16 protein-coding genes and 1 riboswitch are annotated in these 14290 nt (G+C 69.8%); of the genes, 13 read left to right on the forward strand and 3 right to left on the reverse strand.

Features of this window, described 5'->3' with window-relative positions; genetic code table 11:
- The first annotated feature begins 46 nt into the window (after nucleotides 1-46).
- From HZU84_RS05095 to HZU84_RS05120, 6 genes are all read left to right on the forward strand, one after another.
- Nucleotides 47-487 (forward strand): CopD family protein, encoded by a 441-nt coding sequence (locus tag HZU84_RS05095; protein WP_149504925.1) that lies wholly within the window; start codon nucleotides 47-49, stop codon nucleotides 485-487.
- A 12-nt stretch (nucleotides 488-499) separates the two neighbouring features.
- Entirely contained in the window at nucleotides 500-1672 is a 1173-nt protein-coding gene (locus HZU84_RS05100; protein ID WP_149504924.1) for a VanZ family protein, read from the forward strand.
- A 17-nt stretch (nucleotides 1673-1689) separates the two neighbouring features.
- The gene (locus HZU84_RS05105) at nucleotides 1690-2019 is read left to right on the forward strand and encodes a (2Fe-2S) ferredoxin domain-containing protein (protein WP_149504923.1); all 330 of its coding nucleotides are present in this window, start codon (nucleotides 1690-1692) and stop codon (nucleotides 2017-2019) included.
- Nucleotides 2016-2633, forward strand: a complete 618-nt coding sequence (locus HZU84_RS05110; RefSeq protein WP_149504922.1) for an alpha/beta hydrolase — start codon at nucleotides 2016-2018, stop codon at nucleotides 2631-2633. Before HZU84_RS05105 ends, HZU84_RS05110 begins: the two co-directional genes overlap by 4 nt.
- Before the next feature lie 86 nt (nucleotides 2634-2719).
- A complete protein-coding gene (locus tag HZU84_RS05115) occupies nucleotides 2720-3871 on the forward strand; it encodes a D-alanyl-D-alanine carboxypeptidase family protein (protein ID WP_149504921.1) in 1152 nt (383 codons plus the stop codon).
- A gap of 17 nt (nucleotides 3872-3888) precedes the next feature.
- Nucleotides 3889-4173, forward strand: a complete 285-nt coding sequence (locus HZU84_RS05120) for a YbeD family protein (RefSeq protein WP_149504920.1) — start codon at nucleotides 3889-3891, stop codon at nucleotides 4171-4173.
- Nucleotides 4174-4199: 26 nt separating this feature from the next.
- Here HZU84_RS05120 and HZU84_RS05125 read toward each other — a convergent pair whose 3' ends face one another.
- Nucleotides 4200-4409: a DUF2788 domain-containing protein gene (locus HZU84_RS05125; protein ID WP_149504919.1), complete on the reverse strand. Its 210-nt coding sequence runs from the start codon at nucleotides 4407-4409 to the stop codon at nucleotides 4200-4202.
- Between the two features lie 248 nt (nucleotides 4410-4657).
- Complete coding sequence (locus HZU84_RS05130; RefSeq protein ID WP_180692802.1) at nucleotides 4658-5419, reverse strand: DUF2189 domain-containing protein; 762 nt, start codon at nucleotides 5417-5419, stop codon at nucleotides 4658-4660.
- 380 nt (nucleotides 5420-5799) lie between these two features.
- On the opposite strand from HZU84_RS05130, the gene HZU84_RS05135 reads away from it, so the two are divergent.
- The 6 genes from HZU84_RS05135 to HZU84_RS05160 all read left to right on the forward strand — a co-directional run bounded on the left by HZU84_RS05135 (nucleotide 5800) and on the right by HZU84_RS05160 (nucleotide 11363).
- The gene (locus tag HZU84_RS05135; RefSeq protein ID WP_149504917.1) at nucleotides 5800-6078 is read left to right on the forward strand and encodes a hypothetical protein; all 279 of its coding nucleotides are present in this window, start codon (nucleotides 5800-5802) and stop codon (nucleotides 6076-6078) included.
- Between the two features lie 149 nt (nucleotides 6079-6227).
- Nucleotides 6228-7091 carry an HDOD domain-containing protein gene (locus tag HZU84_RS05140; RefSeq protein WP_149504916.1) on the forward strand — a complete coding sequence of 288 codons (864 nt, stop codon included), beginning with the start codon at nucleotides 6228-6230 and terminating at the stop codon, nucleotides 7089-7091.
- 104 nt (nucleotides 7092-7195) lie between these two features.
- Nucleotides 7196-7282, forward strand: a riboswitch (S-adenosyl-L-homocysteine riboswitch).
- 149 nt (nucleotides 7283-7431) lie between these two features.
- On the forward strand, nucleotides 7432-8865 hold the full coding sequence (ahcY, locus tag HZU84_RS05145; RefSeq protein WP_149504915.1) for an adenosylhomocysteinase: 1434 nt from the start codon (nucleotides 7432-7434) through the stop codon (nucleotides 8863-8865).
- Between the two features lie 22 nt (nucleotides 8866-8887).
- Nucleotides 8888-9646 (forward strand): TlyA family RNA methyltransferase, encoded by a 759-nt coding sequence (locus HZU84_RS05150; protein ID WP_149504914.1) that lies wholly within the window; start codon nucleotides 8888-8890, stop codon nucleotides 9644-9646.
- A gap of 52 nt (nucleotides 9647-9698) precedes the next feature.
- Nucleotides 9699-10556 carry a methylenetetrahydrofolate reductase [NAD(P)H] gene (gene metF / locus HZU84_RS05155; protein ID WP_149504913.1) on the forward strand — a complete coding sequence of 286 codons (858 nt, stop codon included), beginning with the start codon at nucleotides 9699-9701 and terminating at the stop codon, nucleotides 10554-10556.
- A 201-nt stretch (nucleotides 10557-10757) separates the two neighbouring features.
- Nucleotides 10758-11363, forward strand: a complete 606-nt coding sequence (locus HZU84_RS05160) for an OmpW/AlkL family protein (RefSeq protein WP_149504912.1) — start codon at nucleotides 10758-10760, stop codon at nucleotides 11361-11363.
- Nucleotides 11364-11524: 161 nt separating this feature from the next.
- On the opposite strand, the gene HZU84_RS05165 is transcribed toward HZU84_RS05160, so the two are convergent.
- Nucleotides 11525-12115 carry a 5-formyltetrahydrofolate cyclo-ligase gene (locus HZU84_RS05165; protein WP_149504911.1) on the reverse strand — a complete coding sequence of 197 codons (591 nt, stop codon included), beginning with the start codon at nucleotides 12113-12115 and terminating at the stop codon, nucleotides 11525-11527.
- A gap of 126 nt (nucleotides 12116-12241) precedes the next feature.
- On the opposite strand from HZU84_RS05165, the gene HZU84_RS05170 reads away from it, so the two are divergent.
- Nucleotides 12242-14290, forward strand: a complete 2049-nt coding sequence (locus tag HZU84_RS05170; RefSeq protein WP_149504910.1) for a lytic transglycosylase domain-containing protein — start codon at nucleotides 12242-12244, stop codon at nucleotides 14288-14290.

Raw genomic sequence — 14290 nt, forward strand, 5'->3', positions numbered from 1 at the left:
GACCTGTCCCGGCCAGGGGCGCTGGTCCGGGCCGTATGATCTGCCCATGGACACGCTCTATCTGGGGACCAAGACCCTGCACATCATCCTCGTGGCCAGCTGGTTCGCGGGGCTGTTCTACCTGCCGCGCATCCTGGTCAACCTGGCGATGGTCGCGCCCGACAGCCATGCCGAGCGCGAGCGCCTGCTGCTGATGGGGCGCAAGCTGCAGCGCTTCGCCACCGTGCTGATGGTGATCGCGCTGGTGACCGGCCTGGCGCTGTGGCTGGGCTGGCCCTTCTGGCGCGGCCCCGGCAACGGCTGGGTGCATGCCAAGCTGACGCTGGTGGTGGCGGTCATCGGATTCCACCACATGAACGCGCGGCTGCTGCGCGGCTTCGAACGCGCCGACAACCGCCGCAGCCATGTCTGGTTCCGTGTCTACAACGAGATTTCGGTGCTGCTGTTCGCCGCGATCGTCGCGCTGGTCGTCTTCAAGCCCTTCTGACCGTCCGGGGCGATGACGACCGCCGCGCTGCCGCCATCGCCTGCGCCGCCTCCTGCGCACCGTTCCTCCTCCTGGCCGCTGGCCTGGCTGTGGGCCGGGCTGATCGCCTATGCCAGCCTGCACCCCTTCGGGCCATGGCGCTGGCCGGTGCTGCTGCCGGGCCAGCTGCCGCACGAGCTGCTGTGGCTGCCGGTGCAGCGCCACAACCGCTTCGATCTCTGGGCCAACTTTGCCGGCTATCTGCCGCTCGGGCTGCTGCTGGCGCTGGCCTGGCTGCGTGCAGGACTGGGGCCACTGCGCACGCTGCTGCAGGCGCTGCTGTTCGGCTCGCTGCTGTCGCTGCTGATGGAGTGGACGCAGAACCTGCTGCCGCTGCGTGTGCCCTCGCGCCATGACTGGCTGCTCAACAGCGCCGGCACGCTGGTCGGCGCGCTGGTGGCGGTGCTGCTGCTGCGCCTGGGCGTGCTGGCGCACTGGCAGCGCCTGCGCGACGTGATCTTCGTGCCCCACGGCACGCTGGGGCTGGCGCTGCTGCTGTCCTGGCCGATCGGGCTGCTCTTTCCGCCACCGGTGCCGCTGGCCACCGGCCAGGCGCTGGAGCGGCTGCTGGTCGCGCTGGATGCCTGGCTGGCCGACACGCCGCTGCACCGCTGGATTCCGCTGCCCGATCCGGTCGGCGCACTCGAGCCCGGCACCGAGGTCTCGGTGATCGCGCTCGGGCTGCTGGCGCCCTGCGTGGTCAGCTTCGTGATGCTGCGGCGGGTGCGCCACCGCATCCTGACGCTGGCGCTGCTGCTGCTGGCCGGCGTCGGCGCGACCGCGCTGTCGACGCTGCTGAACTTCGGGCCGGAGCACGCGATGTCCTGGCTGACGCCGCCGGTGCTGCCGGGCCTGCTGGTCGGGCTGGGCCTGGGGCTGGGCCTGGCCTTCGTGCCGCGCCGGCTGGTCGCCGCGCTGGGTCTGGTGGCGCTGACGCTGCTGATCATGCTGGTGACGCAGGCCGGCACCGATCCCTATTTCTCGCTGAGCCTGACCGGCTGGGAGCGCGGGCGCTTCATCCGCTTCCACGGGCTGGCGCAGTGGATCGGCTGGCTCTGGCCCTTCGCGGCGCTGCTGTTTCTGCTGATCCAGGTGGCCGATCCCCACCGCATCCGAGCCCCCGCGAGTCCGTCGCGATCGGGGTGACTCCTACAATCCGTGCCATGAGCAGCTACTTCCAACGCCACATCTTCTTCTGCCTGAACCAGCGTGACAACGGCGAGTCCTGCTGCGCCGACCACGATGCCCAGGCAGCCTTCGACCACTGCAAGAAGCAGGTCAAGGCCGCCGGTCTGGCCGGGCCGGGCAAGGTGCGCGTCAACAAGGCGGGCTGCCTGGACCGCTGCGCCGGCGGCCCGGTCGCGGTGGTCTACCCGGACGCGACCTGGTACACCTTCGTCGACCGCAGCGACATCGACGAGATCGTCGAGTCGCACCTGAAGAACGGCCAGGTCGTCGCGCGCCTGGTGCTGGGCCAGGACGTCGGCCGATGAACGCGCAGACCGAACGCGCCCGGATCGCCGGTCCGGTCGGCACGATCGAGATCGCGATCGACCACCCGGCCGATCGCGAGGCGCCGGTCGGCGTGGTGGTGCTGTCGCATCCGCACCCGCTGTTCGGCGGCACGATGGACAACAAGGTGGTGCAGACCATGGTCCGCGCCTTCCTGCAGATGGGCTGGCGCACGGTGCGCCACAACTTCCGCGGCGTCGGCGCCAGCGAGGGCACGCACGACGAGGGCCGCGGCGAGAGCGAGGATCTGCTTGCGGTGATCGCCGCGCACCGCCTGCCCGGACGCCCGCTGGCGCTGGGCGGCTTCTCCTTCGGCGCCTATGTCACCACGCTGGCGGCCGCGCAGCTGGAGGGCGACGCGCGCGCCTCGCGCCTGCTGCTGGTCGGCCCGTCGACGCAGCGTGCGCTTCCCGCCGACGTGCCGCCCGACACCGTGGTGATCCACGGCGAGGCCGACGATGTGGTGCCGCTGTCGGCGACGATGGACTGGGCGCGGCCGCAGCAGCTGCCGGTCATCGTCATGCCCGGCACCGGCCATTTCTTCCACGGCCAGCTCACGCAGCTGCGTGACCTGATCGTGCGCAGCTGGCGCTGACCGGCCTGCGCCCCTCCGCCGCCGTGCCGGGGAACCGGCCGGCCGCCCGCGTGTTCCAACGCGCCTGAACGAATCCGACCGCTCCGATGAAACGACTCCTTGCCTCTCTCGCGCTGGCCGCGCTGCTGCCGCAGACCGTGTTCGCCCAGGCGCTGCCCCAGCCGCCCGAGATCGCCGCCCGCGCCTATGTGCTGCTCGACCTGAGCGCCAACCAGCCGCTGGCCTCGCGCGATGCCGACGTGACCGTCGAGCCCGCCTCGCTGACCAAGCTGATGACCGCCTACCTGGTCTTCCAGGCGCTGCGCGACAAGAAGCTCGCGCTCGACCAGGAGCTGACCGTGTCCGAGCGCGCCTGGCGCACCGGCATGACCGATGCGTCGCGCATGTACATCCAGGTCGGCAACAAGGTGAAGGTCGAGGACCTCATCAAGGGCATGATCGTGCAGAGCGGCAACGACGCCACCGTGCTGCTGGCCGAGGCGGTCGGCGGCTCGGTCGAGAACTTCGTCGCCATGATGAACCGCCAGGCCCAGGCCTTCGGCCTGAAGGTGTCGCAGTTCAGGAATCCCGAGGGTCTGCCGGCCCCGGGCCATGTCAGCACGGTGCGCGAGCTGGGCATCATCGCCACCCGGCTGCTGCAGGACTTCCCCGGCGAGGTCAAGTTCTACTCGATCAAGGAATTCACCTTCAACAAGATCACGCAGCAGAACCGCAACCTGCTGCTGTGGCGCGATCCGAGCGTCGACGGCCTGAAGACCGGCTACACCGATGCGGCCGGCTACTGCCTGATCGCCACCGCCAAGCGCGACCTGCCCAACGGGCCGCGCCGGCTGCTGAGCGTCGTCGTCGGGGCCTCGTCGAAGGAGTCGCGTGCGGTCGAGAGCCAGAAGCTGCTGAACTGGGGCTACAGCAGCTGGGATGCGGTCAAGGTCTACGATGCCCGCCAGGTCATCACCTCGGCCGAGGTCTGGAAGGGCGCGGCCGCCACTGCCAAGATCGGCACCCAGGTGCCGGTGAGCGTGGCCGTGCCGCGCGGGGAGGCTGCCCAGGTCAAGACCCAGCTGGTGCGCACCGATCCGCTGATCGCGCCGCTCAGCCAGGGCCAGCAGGTCGGCACGCTGAAGGTGCTGTCGGGCACGCGCGTGCTGGCCGAGGTGCCGGTCACCGTGCTCGAGCCGGTCGCTCAGGCCGGCATGTTCGGGCGCGCCTGGGACCAGCTGCGCCTGTGGCTGCGTTGAAGCAAGGAGAGCCAGAGATGCACACCCCGCCCGTCATTCCGCCCGAGCAGTCGCTGATCGAGTATCCCTGCGCCTTTCCGATCAAGGTCATGGGCCTGCATGTCGAGGGCTTCGCGGCCGCGATCGCGCAGGTGGCTCTGCAGTTCGATCCCGGCTTCGATCCGGCGACGATCGAGCACCGCCCCAGCGCCAAGGGCAACTACCTTGGCCTGACGATCACCATCAACGCCACCAGCCGCGAGCAGCTCGACGAGCTCTACCGCACGCTGACCACCCATCCGATGGTCAAGATGGTGATCTGAGGTCGTGATCTGAGGGGGATCTGCGCTCAGATCCCCATCGCCCAGGCGATGATGTTCTTCGCCACGAAGCCCAGCATGCCGAAGGCCAGCACGATGAACAGGATGAAGGTCCCGAACTTGCCGGCTTTCGACTCGCGCGCGAGCTGCAGCACGATGAAGAGCATGTAGAGAATGAAGGCGCTGACACCGATGGTCAGACCGAACTGGGCGAGCTGTTCCTCGGTGTAGCCGAACATGGGCAGGCGGGCGGGGGGCGAAAGAGGGTGGGGCGCGTCGGGTGCGGCAAGGCGCCGGCATGATACGCGCTGGCGCCGGTCGGGCCGTCATGCCCTTTTGCAGCTCAGGCCTGCCGATTGATGGCGATCAAGTTCTTTCCCGGCGACCGTGACACGCGCCCCTGTGGCGTGTCGTCGGAGAGACACGCGGGTGTCTGCGCTGCCTGCGCTGGCGCGTTGGCTGGCCTTGGGTCAGGCGCCGCTTCGGCTCAGCCCTCGGCTGGCAGCAGGTCGCGGTAGGCATGCCAGCTGGCATGGCCCAGCATCGGCATCACGAAGACCAGGCCCAGCATCAGCGATCCCATGCCGAGCAGCGTGAATCCCATCACCAGCACCGCCCAGACGCCCATCGGCACCGGGTTCTCCAGCACGGTGCGCCAGCTCGCCAGCACCGCGTCGCCCACGCTGATCTGACGGTCGACCAGCATCGGGATCGCGGTCACGCTCGAGGCGAAGACCGGTGCCGCCAGCAGCCCGCCCAGCGCCAGCCAGGCCTCGAACAGCCAGGACTCCCGGTTCAGCACCACATGGGTCAGGAAATCGGCCGGCGTCTGCACCGGCTGCGGCGCCATCAGCGTGATCAGCGCGGCCGAGGTCATCACCCAGCCTGTGCCTGCGGCGGCCAGCAGCAGCCCGAAGCCGACCAGGCGCCGATCCAGCGATCGCCAGATCGTGAAGACCGTCGACCAGCCTGCGGTCTCGCCCCGCTCGAGCGCACGGCTGACCGCATAGAGACCGGTCGCCAGGATGGGGGCTACCAGCAGGAAGCCTGACATCGAGCCGGCCAGCAGCCAGAAACGGTCTCGCGCCAGCAGCATCAGCAGCATGCCGAACAGCGCCATCAGGGCGCCGTGGCCGAACCCGACCTGAGGGGCCATCCGGATATCGTGACAGGCACGCTCCAGCCAGACCATCGGCTGCAGCGGCCGGAGGGTGCGCACGGGCAGGGCGGCGACGGCATGGGCGTTCATGCGGCCCATCCTAGGCCTGTCGACATCACCCTGATACCCGTGCTGTTCCTAGGTCGGGTGTGATTCGTGGGGGCATGGGGTTTCATCGAGGCAGCCGGTCTGGTCAATCCGAGGGTTTCTCCTTGATCCGGAACCTGAAAAATTACCGGGTATCCGACTGATACCCGATTCCATCTTTGGAGGGCTTTCCGGCTGTGGCGCGCATGGCCTAGCATGATCTCGACTGTCAAGACATTTCCGCCGGACATGTCGCAGCAATTCGGAAACTCTCGTGAATCCGATGAAACCCTCATTCACTGGCCCGTCGATTTGCCGAATGACCGTTCCGAGCCTCTCTCCTCCTCGCGATACCTGACCGTTTTTTCGAGCTTGCCACCGCCATGAACACCTCGCTCTCTCTGGCTGCCTCGTCGGCCCCCTCGACCCGCCCCGCCGCTGCGCCACGCTTTCACGCCCTGCGCTCCTGGCTGAGCCTGATGCGATCGCGTCGCGCCCGGCTCGTTGCGGACCTGGACCGTGACCGTGCGGCGCACGAGGCCTGTGCCAGCGAAGGTGTTGCGCTCGAGGTCCGCTCGATCGATCTCGATGGCCGGCGTTTCGAGGCGCTCTATCGCCATGGCGATCTGATCTGCCTGCTGCCGGATTCGCCGCGCAACTGAGGGCGGACTCCTGGACAGTCGACTGAAGGGCTGAACGGCTGATCGTGGCCGTTCTGTGCGCCTGATCGGGGGATTGGCGCATACGCGGTGCTCATAACATCGGCCAGGACATTCCTGTGCCGTCACATCCGCCTGCCGAGGAGCCGGACATGAGCCCGCAGTCCCCCCTTCCGACCGACCCCGATGCCTGGGGTGCCTTTCTCTGTGCCGTGCCGGCGCCGATCCTGGCCGATACCGCCGAGCAGCTGACCGAGCTGGCGCTGCTCGAGGAGCGCTTTGGCAATGTCGACGCGCACATGATCGCCGACGCGGTGCGAGGCGATCCGCTGATGACGATGCGGGTGCTGTCCCACGCCGGCCGGCATCGCGGCGAGCATCAGGTCACCGAGGTCCAGACCGTCACGGCGGCGGTCGTGCTGATGGGCATCGGTCCTTTCTTCCGCGCCTTTCCTCCCGCGGGCCTGCGGGTGCTGGAGGAGGAGCTGCGTACCGGTGCCGACCCGCAGCGGCTCGACGAGGCGATGCGCCTGCTCGAGCGTGCCTGGCGCACCGCGCGGGTGGTCACCGAGTTCGAGCTGCAGCATGGCGATCCGCATGCCGAGGCGATGCAGGGCGCGGCGGTGATGCACAACCTCGCCGAGGTGCTGCTGTGGTGGCGGGCGCCGGAGGTGGCGCGTCGGCTCGGACGCGATCCCGACGAGGACCGCCAGCGCGAGCTGCTCGGCGGCACGCTGGTCGAGCTGCAGCAGGCCCTGATGAGCCACGCCCGGCTGTCGACGCTGCTGCGCCAACTGCTGCCGCGTCCGCATGAGGACGAGCACGATCCCGAGCGTGGCAGTCTGGCGCTGCTGCGCCCGCAGCGCCGGCTGCTGGCGCTGTCGGCCACGCTGGCGCGCCGAGCCGAGCTTGACCCACCGGCCGGGCTGGCCCTGGAGGAACTCGAGGAGCTGGCGCAATGGCTGGCGCTGTCGACACCCGCGGCCGAACGTCTGGCCATCCAGGCCCTGCTCTGACCTGAATGAAGTCGGGGCTTGGCCTGATCGGCCGATCACCCGGCCACCGCAGGGGCTGATCCTCGCCACGGTGCTCGATCGGGCGTCGCTACAATGCGGTCCTCGTGTCCGAGGAGCGTTGCAAGGCCGGTCGATTCAGACGACCGCCCCAGGCTCGGACCCCTTCCCACAGGCAACGGCGCTCACCCGTCCGACCGCATCCGACGCGGCCGGGAATCCCGGGGTGAGCTGCGCGCATCGCACGTCAATCGTGCCTGGTGCCGCGCCCGCCGGCCTTCCTGCCGACGACGACCGCGCGGGCCGGACGGTTCCACTTCTGGAACTTCTGGAGCTTGCTGACATGAACGCTGCCGTCGAATCCGTCTTCCGCGACTTCCACATCGCCGATCTCTCGCTGGCCGACTGGGGCCGCAAGGAGCTGACCATCGCCGAGGGCGAGATGCCCGCGCTGATGGCGATCCGCCGCGAATTCGCCGAGAGCCAGCCGCTCAAGGGCGCGCGCATCACCGGCTCGCTGCACATGACCATCCAGACCGGCGTGCTGGTCGAGACGCTGCAGGCGCTGGGCGCGCAGGTCCGCTGGGCCTCCTGCAACATCTACTCGACCCAGGACCATGCCGCCGCCGCGCTGGTGGCTCGCGGCACGCCGGTCTTCGCCTACAAGGGCGAGACGCTGAAGGACTACTGGGACTACACCCACCGCATCTTCGACTTCGGTCCGGCCGGCACCGAGGGCGAAGGCCCGAACATGATCCTGGACGACGGCGGCGACGCGACGCTGCTGATGCACCTGGGCAAGAAGGCCGAGAAGGACGCGTCGGTCATCGCCAATCCGGGCAGCGAGGAAGAGCGCGAGCTGTTCGCCTCGATCCGGGCCAAGCTGGCGGTCGACCCGACCTGGTACAGCCGCAAGAGCGCGCAGATCCTCGGCGTGACCGAGGAGACCACCACCGGCGTGCACCGCCTGAACGAGATGTCGGCCAAGGGCCAGCTGATGTTCCGCGCGATCAACGTCAACGACTCGGTCACCAAGTCGAAGTTCGACAACCTCTACGGCTGCCGCGAGTCGCTGGTCGACGGCATCAAGCGCGCCACCGACGTGATGATCGCCGGCAAGATCGCCGTGGTCTGCGGCTACGGCGACGTGGGCAAGGGCTCGGCGCAGGCGCTGCGTGCGCTCTCCGCCCAGGTCTGGGTGACCGAGATCGACCCGATCAACGCGCTGCAGGCGGCGATGGAAGGCTACCGCGTCGTGACGATGGAATGGGCGGCGAGCCAGGCCGACATCTTCGTGACGACCACCGGCAACCGCGACGTCATCACCTACGAGCACATGGCGGCGATGAAGAACAACGCCATCGTCTGCAACATCGGCCACTTCGACAACGAGATCCAGGTCGCCCGTCTGGAAGAGAAGTGCCGCTTCGAGGAGATCAAGCCGCAGGTCGATCATGTCGTCTTCGAGGACGGCAAGCGCATCATCCTGCTGGCGCGCGGCCGTCTGGTGAACCTGGGCTGCGGCACGGGCCATCCGAGCTACGTGATGTCGTCGAGCTTCGCCAACCAGACGCTGGCGCAGATCGAGCTGTACGCGCACAAGGACGCCTACGACATCGGCAAGGTCTACGTGCTGCCCAAGCACCTCGACGAGAAGGTCGCCCGCCTGCAGCTGACCACGCTGAACGCCCAGCTGACCGAGCTGACCGAGGAGCAGGCCGCCTACATCGGCGTGCCGGTGCAGGGCCCCTACAAGCCCGACACCTACCGCTACTGATCGGCCCGGAGCGCTTGCCGAGATGCGTGCCGACCAGATGCTGGTGAGCCGCGGCCTGGCGCCGACGCGCTCGGCCGCGCAGCGGCTGATCGCCCAGGGCGCCGTGCGCTGGCTCGGGGCCCGGGGCTGGAGCGTGCCGCGCAAGGCCGGCGACGAGCTGCCCGAGGGCTGCGAGATCGAGATCACCGACGACGCCGAGCTGCGCTGGGTGTCGCGCGGGGGCCTGAAGCTCGACGGCGCGCTGGCGGCGACCGGACTGGCGGTGGCCGGCCGGGTCGCGCTCGACGTCGGCCAGAGCACCGGCGGCTTCACCGACGTGCTGCTGGCGCGCGGCGCCGCGCGGGTGGTCGGCCTCGACGTCGGCCACGGCCAGCTGCACCCGCGGCTGCGCGCGGACGCCCGCGTCACCGCGCTGGAGGGCGTCAACGCGCGCCATCTGGTGGCGGCCGATCTGGGCGCGGCGTGTCCGGCCGAGGGCTTCGGCTTCATCACCGGCGACCTGTCCTTCATCTCGCTCGCGCTGGTGCTGCCGGCGCTGGCGCCGCTGCTGGCTCCGGCCGGCGATCTGCTGATGCTGGTCAAGCCGCAGTTCGAGCTGCAGCCCGGCGACATCGGCAAGGGCGGACTGGTGAAGGACACGGCCGCGCTGGCGCGGGTCGAGCCCAAGCTGCGCGAGGCCGCGGCCGGCTGCGGCCTGGCGGTGGCGGCCTGGCTCGACAGCCCGGTGACCGGCGGCGACGGCAACCGCGAATTCCTGATGCACGCGCGTCGCGCCGGCTGACCGGCCGGTGGCGTCGCGCCGACGACCTCTTCTCCCGCTGGAGACTTCTCCCATGACGACGACCCCCGCAGCCTCGCTGCCGCTGAGTCTCGAATTCTTCCCGCCGAAGACGCCCGAGGGTACGGCCAGGCTGGCGCAGGTGCGCCGCGAGCTCTATGTGCTGGAGCCGCAGTTCTGCTCGGTGACCTACGGCGCCGGCGGCAGCACGCAGGACGGCACGATCGGCGCCGTCCAGGCCATTCTCGACGAGGGCCGCGAGGCGGCTTCGCACTTCACCTGCGTCGGCGCGACGCGCGAGTCGGTGCGCGAGCGTCTGGCGCAGTTCAAGGCGATGGGTCTGAAGCGCATCGTCGCGCTGCGCGGCGACCTGCCCAGCGGCTTCGGCCCGATGGGCGAGTTCCGCCACGCCAGCGACCTGGTGAGCTTCATCCGCGCCGAGACCGGCGACCACTTCCACATCGAGGTGGCGGCCTATCCCGAGATGCATCCGCAGGCGAAGTCGCCGCAGGCCGACCTGCAGGCCTTCGCGGCCAAGGCCCGCGCCGGTGCCGACTCGGCGATCACGCAGTTCTTCTTCAACTCGGATGCCTATTTCCGCTTCGTCGAGGAGGCGCAGGCGCTGGGCGCGGACATTCCGGTGGTGCCCGGCATCATGCCGATCACCAACTCCAGCGGCATCCTGCGCTTCGCCGACAGCTGCGGCGCCGAAGTGCCGCGCTGGATCCGCCTGCGCCTGCAGAGCTTCGGCGACGACAGCGCCTCGATCCGCGCCTTCGGCCTGGACGTGGTGACCGACCTGTGCGAGCAGCTGCGCTGCGCCGGCGTGCCGGCGCTGCACTTCTACACGATGAACGCCAGCGCGACGGTGCTGGAGATCTGCCGCCGGCTCGAGCTGCTGCCGAAGGCCTGAGGCGCCGGTGCGTGGCGTGTGATGCGCAAAAGCGACAGCTTGCAGGCGCACCTCTGACGCAGGTCAAGCCGGCTGCGCCCTGAGGCGCACGCAGGCCGCGACTTGAGCCGCCGCAAGTCGACAGGCGGCGCGTCAGGCTCCAATGGATTCATGCCCGGTGCCAAGGAGGTGCCGGAAACCGAATTCCCTCAGGAGCCCGCCATGAACAAGACCTGCCTCGCCCTCGCTGCCGTTGCTGCCCTCGTCGCCACGCCGCTCGCCTCGGCCCAGAACGCGGCTGGCGATCTGGTGATGCGTGCCCGCGTGGTCCACCTGGATCCGGCCAACAAGGACAGCATTCCCGGCCTCGACGTCGGCATCAACAGCAAGGTGCTGCCGGAAGTCGACTTCACCTACTTCATCTCGCCGAACCTGGCCGCCGAGCTGATCCTGACCTATCCGCAGAAGCAGGATGTCAAGGCGGGTGGCACCAAGGTCGGCACGCTCAAGCACCTGCCGCCGACCCTGACGCTGCAGTACCACTTCACCGACCTGGGCCTGGGCGCGATCAAGCCCTATGTCGGCGCCGGCCTGAACTACACCCGCTTCTCGAACGTCGATCTGCCTGCGGGCCTGTCGATCGACAAGAACAGCTTCGGCGGCGCGCTGCAGATCGGCACCGACTTCGCCATCGACAAGAACTGGTCGGTCAACCTGGACGTCAAGAAGGTCTGGATCCGCACCGACCTGAGCGCTGCCGGCACCACGCTGGGCAAGATCAAGGTCGATCCGGTGCTGGTCGGCGTGGGCGTCGGCTACAAGTTCTGATCCCGGACCCGGATCGGGATCCGATTGCGGGGTGACCGGGCGGCCTCAAGCGCCCGGGGGGAGAGCGTCGGGGAGAGAGACCGCGGCCGTGGCAGGCAACTGCCACGGCCGCTCCCCTTTCCGGGGCGCCTTTGTCCGTTCGGTGTCCGTTCGGTGCAGGCTCAGGCGTCGCGCTGCCAGACCGTGCCTTCCTCGGTCAGCATCGCGTCGAGCGGCACGTCGTGCGGTTCGGCCTCGAGCCAGGGAATGAAGCCGTGGCCGTAGCCGATGCCGGCGGTGTAGGGCATCGGGTCGAGCGAGGCCAGCGTGCGGTCGTAGAAGCCGCCGCCGTAGCCCAGGCGCACGCCCTTCGGCCCGAAGCCGACGCAGGGCACCAGCAGCAGCTCGGGGTGGAACTCCTCGGTGTCCTTGGGCTTGAGAATGCCGTAGGCATCCTCCTCCATCGGGCAGCCCGGGTACCAGACATGGAAGCGCAGCTGGCGTGTCTTCTTGTCGATGACCGGCAGGCCGATGCGGCGCGAGGGGTCGGATTCGCTCCAGCGGTAGAGCGCCGGCAGCGCGTCGAACTCGCCCTTGATCGACCAGAACGCGCCGATGGTGCGCTCGCGCCGGGTCAGCAGCCAGACCATCAGCACCTCCTGCAGATGCACCGAGCGCTGGTGGCGGTCGCTCATCGACATGCGCTCGGCCTGCAGCTGCTTGCGCAGCACGGCCTTGTCGCGGGGCGGATCGGGCAGCTTGAAGGTCGGCATGGTGCTTGAAGGCGGCAGGATGATCGCCTGATTGTGCGTGGCTTTGACGCACCGCGGCAACCCGGCACGGGCCTCGTGTTTGGGGCCTGGCCTACACTGGATTTCCTTCCTGCCGACCCGGCCCCCATGACACGACCGACCCTTTCCCGCCGCGGCCCGGCGGGCGCGATCCTGGCGCTGCTGGCCGCGGTCAGCCTGCCGCTGCTGCCGCAATCCTGTTCCGCCCAGAGCGTCGACGCCGCCGGCATCGTCGAGAGCTCCCTGTCGACCCGCACCGCGCCGATGCGCCAGCTCGACGAGCGCCTGGCGCAGGCGCGCGAGGCCTGGCGAAAGCGTGACCGGGCCCGGCTGCGTGCGCACCGCGACGCGCTGGTCGAGGCCGGCCATCCGCTGGCGATGTGGGCCGACTACTGGGATCTGAACCTGCGCCTGGCCGAGGCCGCGCAGCCCGAGCTGGAGGCCTTCTATGCCCGCTGGCCGGGCAGCTATGTGGAAGACCGGCTGCGCAACGACTGGCTGCTCGAGCTGGGCCGGCGGCGCGACTGGCGCAACTTCGCTGTCGATCATCCGCGCTTCCGGATGAACGATGATCGCGAGGTGAGCTGCTATGCGCTGCTGCTGCGCCACCAGGCCGGCGAGGATGTGCGCGCGGCGGCCCGCAGCGCCTGGTTCGCGCAGCGCGACGGTGGCGACGGCTGCACGCTGCTGGTGGCCGCGCTGCTGGAGGCCCGCCAGTTCGCGCCGGCCGATGTGTGGCTCAAGGCCCGCCAGGCGGCCGAGGCCAGGCGCACGGCCGCCGCGCGCCAGGCGCTGAGCCTGCTCGATCAGGACAGCTCGGCGCTCGGCGAGATTCTCGAGCAGCCGCAGCGCTTCCTGGCCCGGCGCGCCGATGTCGGCACCCGTCCGGGTCTGGAGCTGACGCTGATGGCGCTGGCGCGGCTGGCCGCGACCGATCCGGCGCTGGCCGCCACCGAGCTGCAGGCGCGCTGGCAGGCGCAGCTGCCGGCCGAGGCGCAGTCCTGGGCCTGGGGTGCGGTCGCGCGCCAGGCCGCGATGAAGCTGATGCCCGAGGCCGACGGCTGGTTCCGCCGTGCCGGTCTGGCCGAGCGCGAGGTCGAGTGGAATGACGAATCCCTGGCCTGGCGGGTGCGCGCCGCGCTGCGCAGCGAGGATGCGGGCCGCTGGAGCCGCATCCTCGAGGCGATCGACGCGATGAGCCGCACCGCGCAGGCCGACGAGGCCTGGATCTACTGGAAGGCGCGTGCGCTGCAGGCCACCGCCCAGCCGGGCGCGGCCGCGCTGCTTGAGCGCATCGCCGGCCAGTACAGCTTCTACGGCAAGCTCGCCGCCGAGGATCTGGGCCGGCCGCAGCAGCTTCCCGCCCGCCCGGCACCGCTGTCCGCCGCGGAGCGGGCGCAGGCGGTGCGCCATCCCGGCCTGGACCGGGCGCTGGCGATGATCGGCCTGGGCCTGCGCAGCGAGGGCGTGCGCGAGTGGAACTTCTCGCTGCGCGACATGAGCGACCGCCAGCTGCTGGCCGCCGCGCAGCACGCCTGCGACAACGCGGTCTGGGACCGCTGCATCAACACCAGCGAGCGCACCCGCCAGGAAGTCGACATGGCGCAGCGCTTTCCCACGCCCTTCCGCGAGGATGTGCTGGCCGCCGCCCGGGAGGTCGGGGTCGATCCGGCCTATGTCTACGGCCTGATCCGCCAGGAGTCGCGCTTCGTGACCGATGCGCGCTCCGGCGCCGGCGCCTCCGGCCTGATGCAGGTCATGCCGGCCACCGCGCGCTGGACCGCCCGCCGCCTGGGCATGCCCTACACCGATGCGCAGATCGCCGACAAGTCGACCAACCTGAAGCTCGGCACCGGCTACCTGAAGCTGGTGCTCGACGACTTCGGCGGCTCGCAGGCGCTGGCGGCGGCCGGCTACAACGCCGGCCCGAACCGGCCGCGGCGCTGGCGCGAAGGCCCGGTCATGGAAGTGGCCGCCTGGGCCGAGAACATTCCCTTCACCGAAACCCGCGACTATGTGAAGAAGGTGCTGTCGAACGCCAGCTACTACGGCGCGCTGATGGCCGGGCGCGCGCAGGTCACGCTCAAGCCGCGCCTGCAGCCGGCCATCGGCCCGCGTCCGACCGAGGCGCCGGCGGAGAACCGCCAGCTGCCCTGA

The sequence above is a fragment of the Sphaerotilus sulfidivorans genome (genome assembly GCF_013426975.1).
Classification (GTDB): Bacteria; Pseudomonadota; Gammaproteobacteria; order Burkholderiales; family Burkholderiaceae_C; genus Sphaerotilus; species Sphaerotilus sulfidivorans.